At 47.2% G+C, this 18,944-nt stretch carries 17 protein-coding genes; 7 read left to right on the plus strand and 10 right to left on the minus strand.

Going from position 1 to position 18,944, the window contains the following annotated elements:
- Positions 1–7: 7 nt before the first annotated feature.
- On the minus strand, positions 8–328 hold the full coding sequence (locus J0L70_RS26520) for a transposase (protein ID WP_287453852.1): 321 nt from the start codon (positions 326–328) through the stop codon (positions 8–10).
- 732 nt (positions 329–1,060) lie between these two features.
- Here J0L70_RS26520 and J0L70_RS26525 point away from each other — a divergent pair.
- Positions 1,061–1,579, plus strand: a complete 519-nt coding sequence (locus J0L70_RS26525; protein WP_287456467.1) for a hypothetical protein — start codon at positions 1,061–1,063, stop codon at positions 1,577–1,579.
- Between the two features lie 222 nt (positions 1,580–1,801).
- Positions 1,802–2,599, plus strand: a complete 798-nt coding sequence (locus J0L70_RS26530; protein WP_268184741.1) for a cyclase family protein — start codon at positions 1,802–1,804, stop codon at positions 2,597–2,599.
- 220 nt (positions 2,600–2,819) lie between these two features.
- Here J0L70_RS26530 and J0L70_RS26535 read toward each other — a convergent pair whose 3' ends face one another.
- From J0L70_RS26535 to J0L70_RS32155, 9 genes are all read right to left on the minus strand, one after another.
- Positions 2,820–3,548, minus strand: coding sequence for a Bax inhibitor-1/YccA family protein (locus tag J0L70_RS26535; protein WP_287456468.1), 729 nt, complete (start codon positions 3,546–3,548; stop codon positions 2,820–2,822).
- A 76-nt stretch (positions 3,549–3,624) separates the two neighbouring features.
- Positions 3,625–4,353 carry a TerC family protein gene (locus J0L70_RS26540; RefSeq protein WP_287456469.1) on the minus strand — a complete coding sequence of 243 codons (729 nt, stop codon included), beginning with the start codon at positions 4,351–4,353 and terminating at the stop codon, positions 3,625–3,627.
- 44 nt (positions 4,354–4,397) lie between these two features.
- Positions 4,398–4,742: a rhodanese-like domain-containing protein gene (locus tag J0L70_RS26545; protein ID WP_287456470.1), complete on the minus strand. Its 345-nt coding sequence runs from the start codon at positions 4,740–4,742 to the stop codon at positions 4,398–4,400.
- 151 nt (positions 4,743–4,893) lie between these two features.
- A complete protein-coding gene (locus J0L70_RS26550; RefSeq protein WP_268241790.1) occupies positions 4,894–5,031 on the minus strand; it encodes a hypothetical protein in 138 nt (45 codons plus the stop codon).
- A 21-nt stretch (positions 5,032–5,052) separates the two neighbouring features.
- Entirely contained in the window at positions 5,053–5,253 is a 201-nt protein-coding gene (locus J0L70_RS26555) for a hypothetical protein (RefSeq protein ID WP_268241791.1), read from the minus strand.
- 6 nt (positions 5,254–5,259) lie between these two features.
- Entirely contained in the window at positions 5,260–6,408 is a 1,149-nt protein-coding gene (locus tag J0L70_RS26560) for a saccharopine dehydrogenase family protein (protein ID WP_287456471.1), read from the minus strand.
- Positions 6,409–6,474: 66 nt separating this feature from the next.
- Positions 6,475–6,771, minus strand: a complete 297-nt coding sequence (locus J0L70_RS26565; protein ID WP_287456472.1) for a hypothetical protein — start codon at positions 6,769–6,771, stop codon at positions 6,475–6,477.
- Between the two features lie 607 nt (positions 6,772–7,378).
- Positions 7,379–8,053 carry a putative antibiotic biosynthesis monooxygenase gene (locus J0L70_RS26570; RefSeq protein WP_268241794.1) on the minus strand — a complete coding sequence of 225 codons (675 nt, stop codon included), beginning with the start codon at positions 8,051–8,053 and terminating at the stop codon, positions 7,379–7,381.
- 700 nt (positions 8,054–8,753) lie between these two features.
- Positions 8,754–9,499, minus strand: a protein-coding gene (locus J0L70_RS32155; RefSeq protein WP_502711032.1) for an IS1 family transposase whose coding sequence is annotated in 2 segments (ribosomal slippage) — positions 8,754–9,244 and positions 9,244–9,499 — 747 coding nt in all. Because the reading frame shifts where the segments join, the coding sequence is not laid out codon by codon here.
- Positions 9,500–9,924: 425 nt separating this feature from the next.
- On the opposite strand from J0L70_RS32155, the gene drmD reads away from it, so the two are divergent.
- The 5 genes from drmD (at position 9,925) to J0L70_RS26605 (ending at position 18,931) form a co-directional block, all read left to right on the plus strand.
- Positions 9,925–13,083 carry a DISARM system SNF2-like helicase DrmD gene (drmD, locus tag J0L70_RS26585; protein ID WP_287456475.1) on the plus strand — a complete coding sequence of 1,053 codons (3,159 nt, stop codon included), beginning with the start codon at positions 9,925–9,927 and terminating at the stop codon, positions 13,081–13,083.
- A gap of 39 nt (positions 13,084–13,122) precedes the next feature.
- Positions 13,123–13,614: a hypothetical protein gene (locus tag J0L70_RS26590; RefSeq protein WP_287456476.1), complete on the plus strand. Its 492-nt coding sequence runs from the start codon at positions 13,123–13,125 to the stop codon at positions 13,612–13,614.
- Between the two features lie 3 nt (positions 13,615–13,617).
- Complete coding sequence (locus tag J0L70_RS26595; protein WP_287456477.1) at positions 13,618–13,776, plus strand: hypothetical protein; 159 nt, start codon at positions 13,618–13,620, stop codon at positions 13,774–13,776.
- Positions 13,777–14,072: 296 nt separating this feature from the next.
- Positions 14,073–14,747 (plus strand): DUF1232 domain-containing protein, encoded by a 675-nt coding sequence (locus tag J0L70_RS26600; protein ID WP_287456478.1) that lies wholly within the window; start codon positions 14,073–14,075, stop codon positions 14,745–14,747.
- 35 nt (positions 14,748–14,782) lie between these two features.
- Positions 14,783–18,931: an Eco57I restriction-modification methylase domain-containing protein gene (locus J0L70_RS26605; protein WP_287456479.1), complete on the plus strand. Its 4,149-nt coding sequence runs from the start codon at positions 14,783–14,785 to the stop codon at positions 18,929–18,931.
- Positions 18,932–18,944 lie beyond the last annotated feature (13 nt).

An 18,944-nucleotide genomic window follows, 5' to 3' on the forward strand; every position in this document is an offset into this window, starting at 1 on the left:
TCTGAATCTACCAGGGCTTTTCGGTCGGCAAGCCCAATCGTGCCGACCTGTTGGCTAAAAAATCTCGCTCCACTTGCAACTTGCCAATTTGCCGATATAACTCGTCAATTTGAGCGCTCGTTTCTGGTTCCACTGCACTCGATTTCGCACCGCGTTCAAACAACTCGCTCGCACCGTCCAAAAGCTGTCGTTTCCAGTTGTGAATCATCGTCGGATGCACGCTGTAATGACTCGCGATTTCCGCGATCGTCTTTTCACCTTTAATCGCTTCGAGTGCGACTTTGGCTTTGAATTGGGCACTGTGTTGTTTGCGTTTGTTTTGGCTCATAATCTACTCCTACCATAAGGTTGAGGGGTCTAGCTTATTCACCTGTCCAGTTTTTTGGTTCCAACTCAGACCATTGCAGTTTTTGCGTCAGGCTGAGACACGCGGTAATCATCGCCGTAAGCTTGGCGACGAGTTTCCACAGTTTCGAGTGGACGAAACAGAAAGCGTAGTCCCCAGAGGCGACGTTGCTACTGGGGAGCTTTAGCAGGACCATTGAGTGAGCGAGGAATGCTGTCAGTCATGAGTGATTGAATTCGATCGATGGGGCGAACAATGCTTCTTAAAGTGTAACGAGTGTCAACCTGACCAAGTTGTATAACCTGAGCGCGAACCGATTCATTTTTTCTTAAGATTCTTGTCGTCAGGGTGGGGTTGCTATTGTTTGATTTGACGATTCGATTTTGATGGCTGAACTTTGATACTCCCCAATCCGTTGAGTAGAGGTGGGAGTCGATCGAGTGATTCGAGAAATTTCAGAAAGGTCGGGACGATCATGCTTCGCAGCGCTCGCACTATATTTAATTGATGACATCATTCATTTGCTGATCGAAGTGAGCGAGCAGTTAGGTAAGTTGAGCTAGATTGTTGTGCCTTTACTCAAGCTGCACAGTCTCGATACGAGATCGAAAGCATTAAATTGTGTATCCGTAGAGTGAAAAGAGCACAAAAAAACAATCCAGACACAAAAGGCGACAGAATTTTCGTATCCTCTAAGAAATTAAAGAAGTAAGTATGCCCTTCCCCAAGTCGGCTCAGAGCAAGGGCGGTAAAGCACCCGCAAGTGCAGTCCAGAAACAAGCAGCACGGGAATGGGTACAGCAACACCGCCCCTGGAGAAACAGCACGGGTGCTAGAAGCCCGCTTGGTAAGCTCAGTGTCAAATACAACGCGGTACTTCCTGGCTCCTACAAGCGCTTTGTCAAAAGCTGGGAAGAAGACTTTGAGCAAGGCTGCTTGGAGGCAGAGCAGGCGATTTTCGCTTTCGAGGCAGATCGAAGGCTGTATCCGGCTGACTATGCTTCTCTCCAGGTGAAGCGCTATCAAGGGCAAGATGGAAACGGCAATCGGTGGTGTCTGTTTATGGTGTATGCCACCTACATCGGCAGTGAGGAGACGACGCAAGACCGAATCACAGTAGCACGAGCGATCCGCACCCAGTTTCACTCAGCAAAGAAATGCGTTGATCGAGTGCTGTGGTACGGCATGCCATCTTGGCTAGAAAATTACTTAGGACAGCCAGACCTGGCTTAATCCGGCTTAACCCTTATTTGTCACTCTCGCTAGAGTGAACTCTAAAATCCATCTGTGGCGCGGGTTTCCTATTTTGAGGGCTCGAAAATGACAAAAGAGCAAAATGCGGATGCAGCACAGCTTTCAGCTTGTGCACCTGCCAAAGTGACAAATGAGGGCTAAAGTTATCTGTGTGACGATAAAGGGTGAGACAAATGGTACTTATGCAAGGAGAAACACACTTTGATCAATCAAGAAACAGTCGAACTTCTGGGGCAGCGTGTTCAACTTATCGATCTTAGTCGTCCTCTTGAACCCACTGCGAGTGAACCCACTCCGCCCCGGATACAGCATATCTCGCATCAGGATTGTGCTGAGATGTGGGAATTTATGTATGGCATTCCATCCGCAGCTCTTCCGAATGGACTGGGTTTTGCAGGCGAAATCGTCGAAGCTTCAACGCACGCTAGTACTCACGTAGATGCACCCTGGCATTACGCTCCAACTTCGGAGGGAGAACCTGCTTGGACGATTGATGAAACTCCACTGCATTGGTTCGTGGGGCAAGCGATCGTTCTAGACGTATCGGATCTACCCACAGGATATTTGATCACACCCGATGAAATAGAGAAACGTTTAGAGAAATTAAGCCATACCATTGCACCCGGCGAAATAGTGCTTTTTTGTACTGGAGCAGATGCTGTGTGGGGCACAGAGGAGTTTTTTAGCTATGGGTGCGGATTAGGCGAGGAAGCAGTTCTTTATCTAGTTGATCGAGGTGTTCGAGTGATTGGTACTGATGCTTGGAGTTTAGATCGTCCTTACCCGATTATTGGTAAGGAGTGGGCAACTTCTCAAGACTCAAAACGTTTGTGGTCGGCTCATTTTGCAGGGATAAAACGAAAATATAGTCAAATTGAGAAATTAACAAATTTGAATCAGCTTCCCGCTGTTGGTAGTACTATCTTGTGCTTTCCGATCAAAGTCAAGGGTGGCAGTGGAGCATGGTCACGAGTCATTGGGCTAGTACTAACAAGGTAACATTCCCTAATGAGAGTAGCATTCAGTTTTACGCAGGAAGTTTATTAGAGCAGTTTTGAAATAATTAATTCTTGTTGACTATGTAGATCACCGAAAGTGGACAAGTTCCCTGCTATACTTTTTGTCCGAGATCCTTGAGCGTTAGATTTTCCGGATTATTCATGCTCAAAGCGCGATCATGTAATGCGATCGCGCTTTGCTTCATCAAGCCAATCCAACTTTAGTCACGGCTATTAAGCGCAATCAGAAACCGCAGGATAAATACAAACAGATTGATGTAGGTGAGATACATTGATAGTGCCGCTGGAAGATACTGCTCATCTCGGTAGCTGCGCGGCAACACAAAGAAATCGACTACCGCCGCTCCGACAAACAAAAGAACCCCGATCGCAGAAATGGCAACTTCTAGAAAACTAGGGATGTAGATCCCAAACAGAGAAAGCAGTAGTTGACCGATCAACACGATACACAAAGCAATGATGCCCAGTTGTACCGTTTTGGTGAGCGCCATGCCGTCTTGCTCAGAGAGATTTGAGCCGATCGATTTTGCGCCAATAAACGTCACCCCACAACCGAGAGCGGCAAATCCCACACCGTTGATTCCGACTCCCTCGGTTTGCAATGCCAGAAACACCAGTCCACTCAAGATATAGCCCGACAGCAAGCTATAGGTAGCTAGGAGCGGTAGCGCAACGCCGTTGTTGCCCTTTTCAGCCACACTAGAAGCGACAAAGAACAGAATCAGTTCCAGTACGATCGCTCCGATAAATGTCGGCATGAAAATCTGAGGGTTGTTCTGAATGACCTGCAAGCCCCCAAATGTACCGACAGCAGTTAGAACCAGTCCACCGCCCAACCAAGGCAGGGCATTAGCAATAACATTAGGTCCAATCAGCGCTTGAGATTTGGCATCTTGAACCGCTTTGCGAAAGTTACTCGTGTTGCTCATGATTTCCTAACAATAAAACAGCAGTGAAACAATCATGTTCTAGTTTGCAGTGTTTACGAGACTAGAACGGAAAACATCAGGATTTTTGCAGAGATTCGATTGCGGTTTCTCGAATCTCCGGTGAATTCTGCAAGGGTTTCTGAATGCGACGAGAAAATCCCCAAGCAAACAACAGTCCAATCAGGCTGACCATTGCCCATTCTGGCGGCACTAAGTCAGGACTGACGACCCGAAGTAGCAACCGCAGTCCTACTAGCGCAACTGCAAGATACCCTGCATCTTCGAGATGCGTGAACTCTTCCAGCCAATGAATGAACAATCCGGCTAAAAACCGCAGTGCAATCACGCCGATCGTTCCTCCCAGAATAATCAGCCAGAGTTCCTGAGAAATTGCGATCGCAGTCGTCACGCTGTCCAAAGAGAATGCTAGATCCGTTAAGGCAAGCAACGGAATGATTTGCCAGAGTGATCGCGCTTGAGTCGGATTGCGACTGTTTGATGGCTCTATTGTGAAATACTGCCAAGCTAACCAAAGCAGATACAGCGCTCCTGCAAGTTCAAATTGCCAGAACTGAATAATCCAGGTTGCACTGGCAATTAGCAGCATTCGGAGGACGTAAGCAAGCCCTAAACCAATGTTTAAAGCACGTCGCTCTAGTGCTGGGTTTTGCAAGGTTTGGGTCAATGCTGCCAGCGCGATCGCATTATCTGCGGATAGGACAGCCTCCATCGCAACCAGGACAATCAGCAAAAACAGCGTTTCGATGCCGATATTGAAGGGAGAATTGAAAATTTGATCCAGCATTGAGTTGATTTCACCTTATACTTGAGTAACCAGACTGTCAGAATTTAGGCAGGAATTTTAGTCAACCAGGTTGTATATCCCGCCCTTTTCCATGCCGCAAGTCCTCCTTTAAGAACGTAAACTTTGCCGTAACCGCGCTGAATTAATTGTTGAGCAGCAGACAGACTTCGCCCTCCCGATAGGCAAGTGACCAAAATAGGTTGACTTCTAGGGATGTCTTTCAGCGCTACATCGACGTTGAGTCGTTGCGCTCCCGGAACCGTCCCGGTGATGAATTTCGGGTTTTGCACATCAATGATGAGGAGCTTTCCTCGCTGTTTTCTTGCTTCCTCTGGTGTCAGCAAAATTGGTTCAATTTGTTGTTGAATTTTGATTGATCGAGCTTTCATGGAATTTCTCCTAGTTACTGTTGAGCAATTGATCTGATGAATTAAACAGGCGAACTATGGTGGGAAAATTAGCTCAATTACGATGCAACTCGGAATGCAGCATTGAGAAGTACAGTGTGAATTCATGATTAAGATACCGATTTTGTAATGGTTAAGCTAAATGAGATCGCAGTGCAGACCAAAGCACCGAGATAGAAATGCACCAAATCCCGATCGCAAGTCCAGCTGTTAGGAGCAATCGCCGCGATCGCGAATCAGACCATTCTGAAAAACAGAGACGATTCAACATTCTAACTATCCTCAGGAAACATTACCGAATAGGAAGATGTCGCCAAGCGACAACAACAAAAATCAGCATTGAGGCTTGAACCAACCAAGGTGCTAAAACTAAGCTCATTACAAAGCTCAAAATTGCAACGATCGCTGCAAAAATCCCAACCATTTCTTCTTGTGCAACCTTGGCAATATAGGTAGCAAAGCAGGTTAGGGCAGATACAACGAAAAACGACATGGCAAGTTAATAAATGACAGCAGAAGGGACTTTAGAGAAGTGAGAATCAGCGTTGGGGACGAACTGTTGTTGAATTTCAACGCCTCGACTTTGCATTGCTGCTTCAAACATTGGAGTTGATATCGCTTGTTCGGGTGCCCAGACTCCTGGTTTTTTCAATTCACCGGATAGCAACAATTCTGCGATCGTCCCGGTTCCGATTCCCGCAGCATCCGCAGTGTTCGGATGCACCAGAGTTGAAACACAGCACACTCGTTGACCGTATTTAAATCCCGTAACCTCGGAGCGGATGGCAACCTCGGTTCCACCGAACCGATCGCTAATCTGTGTCATCGCATAGCTAACTCGTGATAGAAACTCAATTACGCTCTGTGATCTGAGCAGTCGAGGATGCCAGAGCCGCGCTACACTCCAAGTAAGATAGTTATAAAAGCGTGGAACTGAGCCGAACTTGGTCATCACCGTTTCGATGGGGAAAGTATCGGCGATTGTAAAAGATTCAGGCATATCGAACCAATACACCCCAACTCTGCCATAGTGCGGAAAATTGATGACTTCACGATCGCTGTAAGGCTGGACTTTTTGGCGTTTGCCATTGATCTGAGCCTCGAACTGACGCTGCAATCCTAAAAACGTCGAGCGCATCACGGTGAGTCCTGCACCTCCAGAACCCCCTACTACATAGCTCAGATGAACCTTCTGAGCTTCGTCTAGCTGCTCAATATCACGCCGCACCATACTGTTAGAGATGCCCGGAAAAACGCCTGTGTTGACGATCGCGGTAATTCCTGCGGTTTCTGCTTTGGCTCGCAGCGCGATCGCTTTACAAGTAAATGAAGGATGATCGCTAACATCGAGATAGTTCACGCCAGAATCAATGCAAGTTTTTAGAACAACTGCATTTCGATAATGAAAAGGACCTGCACAATGAATCACTAAATCAGATTGCGAGATCGAGTCGAGGAGGCAAATCCAATCGTTCAAGTCAATTGGCGCAAAACGGCAGCGATCGCCTAACTGTTGACTCAGCTTGATTCCCACGTCTGGATTGCGACCTGCGATCGTCACTTGAGCCTCAGTATGTGCCAGTAAATCTGCTGCAATTTTGCTGCCAATGCGTCCAGTACCACCCAAAATTAAAACGTGTTGTGTCATCTTCTTTACTGCAATTTAAACAACAAGACTGCCTCTCAGAACACCGTTCTAGAGTTCGCAGATTAGCTAGACAAAGGATTGGGCAATCCGATTACCAAAGTCATACAACAGGGCAATCTGATAGCCGTAGAACCGAGGCAAGTCATGATTGTCGATCGTGCTGTCGCTAAAAAACAAAGCACTTGAAATCGGTTTGTGAGCATCATTGATTTGAATAAATGATGTGTCGATGAATGCCAGAAGCGAGAGAACAGCCGCCATTATGAGAACGACGATCGCGCCAACGCTCAACCAATTTGTGAAACACTTGCGGTAAAACCGCGATCGAACAGAACATCCTGTCGATCGTTCTAAAAACATCATGATTGAAACTCCTAACCAAACGAGTTCTAGAAAGTCCTTCGCGACATCGGCGCTATCTGTGGTTCTTCAAACTTCTCTTAGAAGTTACTTTTTCCAACACCGGTATTTCCTGCCAGCAATTTCTACAGAACCAATAGATGCGGTGATTACAGATATGCCGAAGTAGTAAATGAGAACAGCAGGGGCAAATCCTTGTCATAGAGCTTCTTGTCTGACATTGCAGAATCACCATGATCGAAACTCCTAATCCAATCTATCGTTACCCAATTTGAGCAAACTTAATTCCTATGCAGATAAGGTTCACCTCAGAATGAAGCAAACAAATCCGCTGCTAGATGGACTTTACGAAAGGTGGAAACTGCAACGAGAAGTAGAACAAGACTCTAAATCTGAACGCAAGGAGCAGCCAGCGCTACTTCAATAAAGCGAGTCAAACAGCTTTTTCTGCTTGACTGTTCTTTCCCAATGTCGATCGACAGAACAATCAGAATTGACAGTAGCCATTAAAGTAGCGTTCAAGTATCGATGAACATCAGCATCCATGATTCTAAACACTCCATCAATCTAATTTCAGGTGAATGATACTTAGTAAAGTATCGTCAGTGATTTAGTAGTTAAACGACACAACCATTGCAGCCATCGCCAAGACGATCGCGCTAACTCCCATCAACTCTGTTTTACCTTTAGAGAGCGCATAAGCAGGTTGCAGCCAAAACTCCAGTGGACGACTGATCTGAGGCATCACAAACCAGGTCAAAATGATGGTCGTCACAATCAGATTGACTAGCATTGAGTTGGCGTAAGACCAAGACTGCATAATCCCTAAAGATTCAAACAGTTTCGATTGTAGAAACACAACTGGATAGAGTCCTAAAACAACAATAAGCGCTTGTTTCCAGGCTGAAGGTCCTAGACTAGACATCTCCGCTCCATCCTGACGAGAAAACCAACCTTCTAAACCCGTTGTAAACGATTTGAATCGGTAAGTCTCGAAAAAATCTTGCCCCAATTTCATTAACTCTTGGCGATCGCTAGAGGTTAGCCAATCATTGAGGTGAGTGGGTGAATCGAAGTGAATCACTGAATACCACTTAAGTACACCATTTCTACACTCTAGCGGTGAATGCAAATCCACCTGAACAAATCCCTTAGCCTGCTGGATGCTGTGGACTAACGTTTGATGCCATTGTCGAAACGCAAGTTGTTTTGTTGTTGGAACAATATGCTCCATAAAGGCGCTGGAATAAAAGATTTCATCCTGCACCGGATGAGTTGATAACATAATTCGGGGATTTCTATTTCAAAACGGTAACGACGGCTACACTTTTAATTCAATATCTTATTCGAGTGAATTGTCTCCATCAGTAGAGAGATAACCCAAATAAGATGCAAATACTTTCATCCGAGCGCGATCGACTCTAATCGTGGCTCCAAATCAAGTAATCAAAAACCTGAACACAAGTAATCTGGATCAGCAACAAACTCTGTGCCGATTAACAACTAGATAGAGTTCAGGTAAAAAGCTTTAGGCGCTGAGAACAGAGAGTCAGCAAGCATTAGGTTAACGAAGCGACAGAAACTTTTGCTTGACAGTTCTTTCCCAATGTCGAGCGGTGAAATGATCAGGGTTTGAGCTAAAAGCCGTGCTTGGTTCGAGGTTCAAGCATCGGTGAACATCTTCACACATGATGGCACAATGTCTTAAACTGCTTTACTTTTACGTAATCTTTCTCATCATATCACAGCTTATTAATAGCGGCTCAAATTTCGATTTATCGAAATAAATCGTCTCAAGCTTGACAGACCTCCTCAAAGCAGGCTGAAATTAGAACATTGGAGCTACATAGTTCACGCGATGTGCAACTATTTTTTGCTAAGAGAATCCCCCAGGATGAAGCTAAAAGTACAAAGTTTCTAGCGCCTGTGGGACGGTATGTATACTATCGAAGAGTTGGTAATGTTTTAGATGTGTGGATATGCAGTCATACCGCTCGTCCAAATTCATAGCGGTTGATGAACAATCCAATCACCGCATCGTGCATCTCCTCAGTCTTAGAGAAACAGATCGTCTTTCTTGCTAATCGCTTGATCCGAGTTCTCAACGTGAGATGCTTGCGCTCAATGCGCTGAGTGTTGCCTTTTCCGATAGTGTGCTGCTGCTCGTCTAACAATCGCTGGTAAGCTTCCCAGCCATCAGTGTAGAACTGCTGAATCGAGAAGGGAGCTGACAGTTGCTGAAGCTGTTTTAATGCTGCATCTTCATGAGTTGCTAGTACATACGCCAAGACTTTCCCACTCTTGTGGTCAATGGCGTGCCACAACCACCGTTGCTGTTTCTTAGACTGCACAAAGCTCCACATTTCATCCATTTCTGCTGCCTCAACTTGCACTACCAGGATGGCTTGGTCATCCGGTTGTCGCTGTCTCAATAAGGCTGTATTCACTTGCTCAAGGTGCTGTGACTTTTTTTCAGCGTCTCTATCACCGTGCTGGTGCTAATTCTTAACACGCGTGCCGTGTCCCGGATGCCACAGCCATTGAGTGCCAGGTCGCTGATTTGTTGCTTGACTTCCTTCAGTCGTCCCCGATAGCTAAAATTCAAGATAAACGACCGTCTCGAACACTCAGAGTTACGGCAACGATAGCGTTGTTTTCCGGCGGCACTACGACCATGCTTCACGACATCAATGCTGTGGCAATCGGGACAATGAATCGGTTCTAGCACCATCGGTCAACTATCGCTAGCTCGGCACAGCAATTCTCTCATATATCCACACATCTAAAACATTACCGCTGTTGGACAACCAGAGATACAGAGTTTGATGTCTTGCCTAGAAATTAAAGGAATTGGTTTTGCCTCGGCTAAAAAGTCTTGCAACTTGTGTCAGCTAAAACTACTAATCCATAGAACTAAGCTTGCCCTGAGCTTATCTACGACGGTTTGAGACTACACTTCCTTATCAAAGCGTTGCTGATGCCATTAATCTCGTAATTGCCCTGATCTTTTCCCAATTTAGAATGTAGCACTCCTATACAGCTTTGGTCTTTTATGGCTGGCGATCATTTTATACCAGTACGAGTATGATAGCTGAAGTAAGTGACTTGCACGTAACTTGCAGCAGAATCAATTCGTCGCGGGCTTCTGTATTTTCTATGAGCGCCATTAAAGCCATTCCAGAGCAAGGACAACTCGTTAAGGTGCGGCAGCGCCTGTATGTAGTGACCGACGTGCGCCAGACGACGCTGCCTGCAGGTGTTCTGCTTTCAAACGTCACGCCCGCTCAGCATCTCGTTTTGTTGTCCTCGATCGAAGATGATGGCTTGGGCGAAGAACTTCAAGTGATTTGGGAGTTGGAGCCTGGAACGCAGGTTTTTGAGCGTGTAGAATTGCCAAAACCTACAGGCTTTGATGATCCAGCCCGGCTGGATGCGTTTTTGGATGCTGTGCGTTGGGGTGCTGCCTCTTCCGCTGACATTCGCACCCTTCAAGCTCCCTTCCGTAGCGGCATTGATATTGAGGATTATCAGCTTGATCCGGTGGTTCGAGCCATTCAGATGCCGCGTGTCAACTTACTGATTGCGGATGATGTGGGATTGGGGAAGACGATCGAAGCGGGTTTAGTGGCGCAAGAACTCCTGATTCGGCATCGCTGTCGGCGGATGCTGATTATCTGTCCATCTTCGCTGCAAATTCAGTGGCGTGACCAGATGCGGGACAAATTTGGATTGGATTTCCGAATTGTAGACAGCAATTTGATGAAAGATCTGCGGCGGCAGCGAGGAATTCACGTCAATCCCTGGATTCACTTTCCTCGGCTGATTACCTCGATCGATTTTCTCAAGCGAGACCGCCCACTGCGACTGTTTCGAGAGGTGCTGCCCGCAGAGGGCGAATCAATTTATCCCCGTCGTTTTGATCTATTGATCGTTGATGAAGCCCATAATGTAGCTCCGTCCGGCAGTGGGCAGTATGCGATCGATTCTCAACGCACCGCCACGATTCGCCTACTGGTTCCACATTTTGAACACAAATTATTTTTGACGGCAACGCCCCATAATGGCTATCCAGAGAGTTTTACAGCACTGCTCGAACTTCTGGACACGCAACGGTTTGCCAGAGGGGTCGAGCCGGATCGCAATCAGCTTCAAGTCGTGATGGTGCGGCGGTTAAAGCAGGAAATGCAAAATTGGGATGGGTCGCCCATGTTTCCGGGACGCAAATTAGAAGCGATCGCAGTCGATTATCCACAACCAGAACGGCAGGTTCATGCTTCGCTCAAACGCTATACAGAACTCCGAACAAAAGGCGTGGATGACAATGTTGAGAAATACGCCACGGAATTCGTACTGAAGCTGCTCAAAAAACGGCTGTTTTCCTCACCAGAGGCGTTCTTGACCACGTTGACACAGCACCAAGAATCGTTAACAACCGCTCGTCGTCGTCAAGCCAGTCGCCTCAGTGCAAAACCAACCGAAGGAATTTTGCGCCGGCAACTCGAACAAGTTGAAGAAGATTTCGCGGATGACGAGCTGTACGAAGCGGCAACGGATGAATCGATTAGCAATACGAGTCGTTTGTTTCGGGCGCTGACTCCAGAAGAACAGGATTTACTTCGAGAAATGCTTCAGTGGGCAGAGACTGCGGCTCGGCAACCCGATGCCAAAGCCGCTGAACTGCTCAACTGGATTAATACGGTCATTTGCCCCAATGGGCAGTGGCTCAATGAACGAGTGATTATCTTCACCGAGTATCGAGCGACGCAGAAGTGGCTCTATAACTTGATGGCATCGGAGGGATTAGTCCAGGGCGACCGTTTGATGATGCTCTATGGCGGGATGAATTCCGACGATCGCGAGGCAGTCAAGGCGGCATTCCAAGCGCATCCTGATGTTTCTTCAGTCCGAATTTTGCTGGCAACTGATGCGGCTTCGGAAGGTTTAGATTTACAGAACTTCTGTTCGCGCTTGATTCACTATGAAATTCCCTGGAACCCGAATCGGATGGAGCAGCGCAATGGACGGATCGATCGACATGGACAGAGATCGAGCGAAGTGCGAATCTATCACTTTGTTGGTAAAGACTATCAGGAGCAATCCACGAGTGGGATTCGTCCGGGCGATTTGGAGGGAGACTTAGAGTTTCTGATGCGAGCGGCGCTGAAGGTCAATAATATTCGGGAAGACCTGGGTAAAGTGGGTCCGGTGATCGCGTCTCAGGTCGAAGAGGCGATGTTGGGACGACGGGTGACGCTGGATACGTCAAGAGCAGAGCGGGAATCGGAGCCTGTGCGCCGAATGCTGAAGTTTGAGCGCAAAGTACGCGATCAGATTGAAAAGCTACGTGACCAGCTACAGGAAACGCGCCAAAACCTGCGGCTAACTCCAGAGAACATTGAAGCGGTGGTGCGAATTGGGTTGGAATTAGCGGATCAGCCTCCGTTGATTGAAGCAGAAATCGAGGGGCTGCAAGGTCGAGCGTTTTATTTACCTCAACTTAAGAGTAGTTGGGCAGCTTGTGCAGAGGGTTTGGAGCATCCGCACACGAAAGAGATTCGCCCGATCGTCTTTGATCCCAACACAGCACATGGGCGGGATGATGTTGTCTTAGCGCACTTGAATCACCGCTTGGTACAGATGTGTCTTCGCTTGCTGCGGGCGGAAGTTTGGTCTACAGAAGGCAGAAAGCAACTGCATCGAGTGGCTGCTAGAGTCGTTTCGTCACAGTCAGGGCTGGAGACTCCCGCAGTTGTCGCATATGGGCGCTTAGTCATTCTGGGCAGTGACCAGCAGCGACTGCATGAAGAAGTAATTGTAGCGGGTGGTGAATTGAAAGAGGGGCGCTTCAATCGGTTAGGGGTGATGAAGTTGCAAGCGGCATTAGGGAATGTCTCTGGTCAAGCAGTTCCCGAAGCGATGCAGCAGAAATTGGCTCAGATGTGGGATAAGTGTGAGAGTTCGCTGATGCAGGCATTAGAGGTACGAAAAGCGGATCGATCGACGAGCCTGCGACAAGATTTGCAAAACCGGGCTGAGAAAGAAATTGCTGACATTACTGCAGTTTTGACAGAACTTCAGAAAAGCATTTTAGCTGAGTTGCAGGAACCTCAAGTCGAACAGCTTGAAATCTTTAGTAATCCAGAGCGAGAGCAGTTTGAGCGGAATGTCAATAGCTTGAAAGCGAGGCTGGAACAAATTCCAATCGAGATCGAGCAAGAAACGGCTTTGATCCGAAAGCGGTTTGAGAATCCGACCGCGCGGCTGTTTCCCCTAGCGGTCACGTTTTTGGTTCCACAAAAGCTTATTCGACCCTAATAGACTGGTAAGGCTGACTTTTCGTTCGATGGTGGACTCATGCAAAAGACTCAAGCTTTCGCAATCCTTGCCCCGGTTCCAGAGATGCACTTGATTTCTGGATTGGAAGCGATCGCGGCTCAACTCGATTCAGATGACCTTCCTGCGGATCATTTACCGAAGGTGGCGTTTGGCACGATGGCGTTTGAATTGTTTGCGGAAGTTGAGATACTGCGAGCGGGAAAAGCGATCGAGGTTTTGATCTATGCGTCTCATGCGAAAGGCGAACAGCCATTGAATCCAGAGGCAACTTGGCGAGGATTGTATGTGGGATATGTTGGATCGCGTCGGGGGCGGTATCCAGGGAAATCGATTTATCGTCCTAAATCGACGATTACAGATAGTCCGACTTGGGCAGGATTTTGGGAAGTTCAGGAATTGGAACGGCTGAAGGCTGCAATTCCCATTGGAAATTTGCGAGGTAAAAATAAGAAGACCAATTATCAAGCTCGATTTATTCCCGAAGGTCCAGTTCTGATTGAATTCCCCTAAATTATGTCTACTGCTCGTCATCACGCTGAATGGTTGTCGTTAGTTGAAGCATCGTGTCCATTCTTGAGTTTGCCTGTGCTGCTCAAGACGTTTCCGGCGGGATTAGATGCTCATGACCCGGAGCATTTGACGCTGCTGCGATCGGCATCTGAATATGAATAGCCTTAGAGCGAGGGCAGAACAGATTTCAAAAGAGATGGAGCAGGAAACGGCTCTAATTCACAAGCGGTTTGAGAATCCAACGGTACGGCTATTTCCTCTGACAGTGACATTTTTGGTGCCACAAAAGCTTGTTTAGGCTTTAATCGTTGAGACTGGGAAAAGGTAGTGCTGAAAGAAAGCAATTCAGAACGTCTGAAGCGGGAGTCATCAGATCTCTAGCTAAGTCGCTTGTACGAAATGTTCAGGGAATTCTAGCAATGTCAAATTTCTTCAGTTGAAAGAGTAGGTGCTGGATTATGGTTGCTGATACGACTTCAAACCGAGGATATAAGTTAGAACCCCTACAAGGATTTCCGTGGACTTTGTTTGCTTTCAAACAGTATGACGGTGGTAGGGCAATGGTTGCACTTCTATTTCTGTTTGCTGGAATCTATTTCTTATCCGGCTTCTGGGGATTTCTGTTGGATCACAATGCTTGGTTGCATGATCTGGTAGTTGGTTCAAAGCCAGTAGTGATAGACCCTCAATCATCGATTCCCTGGTGGAAATTTTGGAAGCATATTCAACATAATCCGATTACTGAAGTTCTAACTAGCACAATCAGCTACATCGATATTGTCTTTCGGCTATTTATCTTTATGTGTGCCTATTGTTTGGCTTGGGCAACGTTTGATCCTAAAAACATTGAGGGTTATGTTTTAGGAATCTTTAATGCCTTTCTTGGTGGCGCTTACGTTCTCTCTCCAACTGACGTGATTCCTGATTTTTTGCCCGTTGTTGGCAGTTTTGACGACACAATCCTAGGGGTAGGAATGGTGATTTTGGGTGTCTCTGGCTGGTATAGGACTAAGCTGCGAGATATAAAGACAAAAACGATTCTTGAACTGGTTAACCACGGCAACAACGAACGAGCGTTACAGTTGTTACTTGAAGACAAAGGTATCTCGATTCGAGGTAACGCTGAAAACTAGCTTGATACAAGTCCCCCAATCTGTATAAATCGCTCATGTCCACTGCTCGTCATCACGCTGAATGGTTGTCCCTGGTTGAGGCATCGGGTCCGTTTTTGAGTTTGCCCGTGTTGCTCAAGACGTTTCCCGCTGGGTTAGATGCTCATGATCCGGAGCATTTGAAGCTGTTGAGATCAGCATCTGAAGAATGGCAGGACAACCAGTTTGGACTGAAGCCAGAACCCGCAATCCATCGAGCATGGGTAGAATTCGTGCTGAAACAAACACTGGAATTGCCGGATGAGGTGTTGCTGAGCGGACAACAGATTCCATCTGGGCTAAGTGTAGCGTTTGCAGAGCAGAATGAGACGATTCGCCCAGATTGGGTGGTTGTTGAGCCGACTGGAACACCGAACGCTGGGAAGCCTCGACTATTAGTGCAGATGGTTCCGGCAGCGCAGGGATTGGAAAAGCCATTGAAGGGGTCGCGATCGTCTTCTAGCCCAGCAACGCGAATGATGGAATTGCTTCATGCTTGTAATGTACGGCTGGGATTGGTGACGAATGGCGAACATTGGATGTTAGTGAATGCACCTAAGGGCGAAACGACCGGGTTCATTTCCTGGTACAGCACCCTCTGGATTGAGGAGCATCTCACCCTGCGAGCATTTCGGAGCTTGTTAGGAGTGCGGCGATTCTTTGCAGTGGATGATTCTCAGATCTTAGAGAAGCTTCTGGCGGATAGCTTGACGGATCAGCAGGAAGTGACCGATCAATTGGGCTATCAGGTGCGGCGGGCGGTTGAGGTGTTGGTGAGCGCGATCGCTCGGCTCGACCAAGACCAGAATGGGGCATTGCTGAAGGATATTTCGGAATCTCAGCTTTATGAGTCAGCGCTGACGGTGATGATGCGGCTGGTGTTTCTATTTTGTGCAGAGGAGCGGGGATTGTTGTTGCTCGGCGATCCGATTTATGACCAGCATTATGCCGTGTCTACTTTAAGGGAACAACTGCGATCGCACGCGGATCAGTACGGCGAAGAAGTGTTAGAGCGGAGATCGGATGCGTGGTGTCGATTGCTGGCAACGTTTCGGGCGGTCTATGGCGGAATTTTTCACGATACCTTGCAGCTTCCCGCGTATGGCGGGAGTTTATTCGATCCCGATCGCTTTCCATTTCTAGAAGGCAGAGTGAAAGGAACAGAATGGACGGAAACTGAGGCTGATCCGTTGCGGATCAACAATCGGATTGCGCTGCATTTGCTCGAAGCATTGCAAATTCTCCAGATTCGAGTGGCGGGAGGGGTCGAACCGCGTCGATTGTCGTTTCGAGCATTGGATATCGAGCAGATTGGGCACGTTTATGAGGGCTTGCTGGATCATACGGCGGTGAGAGCGACGGCTCCGGTGTTGGGATTGGTGGGGACGCGCTATCAGGAACCGGAGATTGAACTGGCAGAATTGGAGCGGTATCGGGCTGAGGGTGAGGATAAGCTTCTGGCATTTTTGAAAGAGCAGATGGGGAAATCACCTGCTGCGTTGAAGAAGTTGCTGAATGCAGAAATTGAACCTCGCGAGGCGCAGCGATTACGGACGGCTTGCAATAACGATGCAGGATTGTTCGATCGCGTCCTTCCCTTTGCTGGCTTAATTCGGAAAGATACGCTGGATTATCCGATCGTGATTTTGGCGGACAGTGTGTATGTTACCGAAGGAGTCGATCGACGACAGAGCGGAACGCACTATACACCGCGCAATTTGACTGAGGAAATTGTGCAGTACACGCTGGAACCATTGGTGTATGAGGGCGTGGCAGAGGGGAAACCGAAAGAAGAATGGAAACTGCGATCGGCTTCTGAATTGCTGCAATTGAAGATTTGCGATATCGCGATGGGGAGCGGGGCGTTTTTGGTGCAGACTTGTCGCTATTTGGCGGGGAAATTGGTCGAGGCTTGGCAGCAAGCAGAGGTAGAACATCCTGGACAGGTGGTGATTGCGCCGGATGGTACGCTGTCGATCGCTCGTCCAGAAGAATGTCCGATTCCGAAGGAGCCAGAGGAGCGGTTGCTGGTGGCGCAGCGGATTGTAGCCGATCGCTGTTTGTATGGAGTCGATAAGAATCCGTTGGCGGTGGAGATGGCGAAGTTGTCGCTGTGGCTGGTGACGCTGGCGAAGGGGCGACCGTTTACGTTTTTGGATCATGCGCTGAAGTGGGGCGATTCGCTGTTGGGGATTACTCGCGCTGAACAAATTGAGTTTCTTACCTTGAATCCGGATCAAGAGGCGAATCAGTTGTCGATCGCATCGGAGACTTGGAAACCGATTTTGGATGAAGCGATCGAGAAACGGCACAAGCTCGAAAGCTTTAGTACGAATGTGATTCAGGATTTAGAGGAAAAAGAACGACTGTTTGAGGAAGCGGAACGATTGATCGATCGTCTTCGGTTTGTGGGCGATCATTTGATTGGCAGAGCGCTGGCAGATGCGGGAAAAACAGCGAATCTACTTGCAGAAGATCTGATGGTAGTTTCGGATCGAATTAAACAAGAACTAGAACGGAAGGAAACGGAAGCAGAATCACTAGAGATTACAGCCTTGAAAGCGAGTACGGAACGGATGATCAATCTGGGAAATCCAGCGAATCAGCCACCGAGAAAACCGTTTCATTGGTTGCTAGAGTTTCCTGAAGTGTTTTTGCAGGAAGATTATTGCAGAGGGTTCGATGTAATTATGAGTAATCCCCCATTTATTCCTGGTACAGGTATCACAGAAAGATTAGGGCAAAAATATTGGAACTATATCGGTTCTGCTTTTCCACGACGTAAAAAAGCCGCTGATCTATGCTCGTATTTTTTCATCAGAAGTTCAGAGGTACTAAAATCAAACGGGTATTTTGGACTAATTGCTACTAATAAGATTGCACAAGGCGACACACGAGAAGTGGGTCTTGCATTACTTACAGAGAAGGGGGCAACAATCTATCGTGCCATTTCAGAGCTGACTTGGGCAGGTAGCGCAAATGTTCAAATTAGTATTGTTCATATATGTAAAACTTTCTGGCAAGCTTCTAGAATACTGGACGGGCAGAAAGTGGCAAACATTGATTCATTTTTGCTGTCCGCCGAATCTCTTGATACAACGTCAGAACCTTCTAGACTCGTAACGAATTCTGGTAGGGCATTGCAAGGATGCTTCGTACAAGGAATAGGTTTTATCCTCACACCTTTTGAGACAGAACAATTGATTGCAAGATCTCAGAAAAATTCCGAGAAGTTATTTCCCTATCTAATCGGTGAAGATGTCAATCAAAGAATTGATCACTCTCCCTCAAGATGGATTGTCAATTTCAAGGAAGCTAAATTTGACGAAGTAGAATTATATCCAGATTTGCTAGAGATTCTAAAAGAAAGAGTATATCCCGAAAGAATTCAAAAAGATGCTTCTAAGTATCCAAGAATGGTGAATGAGTGGTGGAAGTACTTTCACACTCGACTTGAACTCTATGAAATGATCAAGCCTCTCAGACGAGTTCTTGTTCGCTCAAGAGTTAGTGATAAACACATGTTAGTCTTCAGTCCAACAAATTACGTTTTTGGTGACGCAGTAGTTGTATTTGGATATGAAAATGACAGTGATTTTGCCTTGCTGCAATCTTCTATTCACGAAATATGGGCAAGAAAATTCGCCTCATCAATGCGGACAGATATGAGATACATACCTACTGCTTGTCTTGAAACCTTCCCCTTCCCCACCTCCGATCCCTCAGACCTCAGCACCCAATTCCCAACCCTCAACATGATCGGCGAAACCTACTACACTCATCGCCAATCCATCCTGCTCGATCGACAAGAAGGACTGACCAAAACTTACAACCGCTTCCATGATCGGAATGAAACCGCAGACGACATTGCGAAACTCCGATCGCTGCACATTGAAATGGATCAAGCGGTCGCGATTGCCTATGGTTGGCAAGACCTCGACTTAGGGCACGACTTCCATCCAACCAAGCAAGGCATCCGCTTTACCATCAGCGAAACAGCGCGGCGGGAAGTCCTCGATCGACTGTTGCAACTGAATCACGATCGATATGCTGAAGAAGTCGCCCAAGGCTTACATGATAAAAAAGGTAAAAAAGCAAAAGGTAAAACCAGTAAAAAGCAACCACCAAAAACTGATACGAATGACGAACAACTGACTTTACTGTAAAGGAGCAGCCCCA

This window comes from Leptolyngbya sp. UWPOB_LEPTO1, from assembly GCF_017302695.1.
GTDB classification, from domain to species: Bacteria; Cyanobacteriota; Cyanobacteriia; order Leptolyngbyales; family Leptolyngbyaceae; genus Leptolyngbya; species Leptolyngbya boryana.

What these genes read in the sequence shown, in the direction of transcription:
- J0L70_RS26520 (WP_287453852.1), bottom strand. Translation starts at nt 328, where the DNA reads ATGAGCCAAAACAAACGCAAACAACACAGTGCCCAATTCAAAGCCAAA.
- J0L70_RS26570 (WP_268241794.1), bottom strand. Translation starts at nt 8,053, where the DNA reads ATGTTATCAACTCATCCGGTGCAGGATGAAATCTTTTATTCCAGCGCC.
- J0L70_RS26545 (WP_287456470.1), bottom strand. Translation starts at nt 4,742, where the DNA reads ATGAAAGCTCGATCAATCAAAATTCAACAACAAATTGAACCAATTTTG.
- J0L70_RS26540 (WP_287456469.1), bottom strand. Translation starts at nt 4,353, where the DNA reads ATGCTGGATCAAATTTTCAATTCTCCCTTCAATATCGGCATCGAAACG.
- J0L70_RS26595 (WP_287456477.1), top strand. Translation starts at nt 13,618, where the DNA reads ATGTCTACTGCTCGTCATCACGCTGAATGGTTGTCGTTAGTTGAAGCA.
- J0L70_RS26560 (WP_287456471.1), bottom strand. Translation starts at nt 6,408, where the DNA reads ATGACACAACACGTTTTAATTTTGGGTGGTACTGGACGCATTGGCAGC.
- J0L70_RS26590 (WP_287456476.1), top strand. Translation starts at nt 13,123, where the DNA reads ATGCAAAAGACTCAAGCTTTCGCAATCCTTGCCCCGGTTCCAGAGATG.
- J0L70_RS26565 (WP_287456472.1), bottom strand. Translation starts at nt 6,771, where the DNA reads ATGATGTTTTTAGAACGATCGACAGGATGTTCTGTTCGATCGCGGTTT.
- J0L70_RS26525 (WP_287456467.1), top strand. Translation starts at nt 1,061, where the DNA reads ATGCCCTTCCCCAAGTCGGCTCAGAGCAAGGGCGGTAAAGCACCCGCA.
- J0L70_RS26600 (WP_287456478.1), top strand. Translation starts at nt 14,073, where the DNA reads ATGGTTGCTGATACGACTTCAAACCGAGGATATAAGTTAGAACCCCTA.
- drmD (WP_287456475.1), top strand. Translation starts at nt 9,925, where the DNA reads ATGAGCGCCATTAAAGCCATTCCAGAGCAAGGACAACTCGTTAAGGTG.
- J0L70_RS26550 (WP_268241790.1), bottom strand. Translation starts at nt 5,031, where the DNA reads ATGTTGAATCGTCTCTGTTTTTCAGAATGGTCTGATTCGCGATCGCGG.
- J0L70_RS26605 (WP_287456479.1), top strand. Translation starts at nt 14,783, where the DNA reads ATGTCCACTGCTCGTCATCACGCTGAATGGTTGTCCCTGGTTGAGGCA.
- J0L70_RS26535 (WP_287456468.1), bottom strand. Translation starts at nt 3,548, where the DNA reads ATGAGCAACACGAGTAACTTTCGCAAAGCGGTTCAAGATGCCAAATCT.
- J0L70_RS26555 (WP_268241791.1), bottom strand. Translation starts at nt 5,253, where the DNA reads ATGTCGTTTTTCGTTGTATCTGCCCTAACCTGCTTTGCTACCTATATT.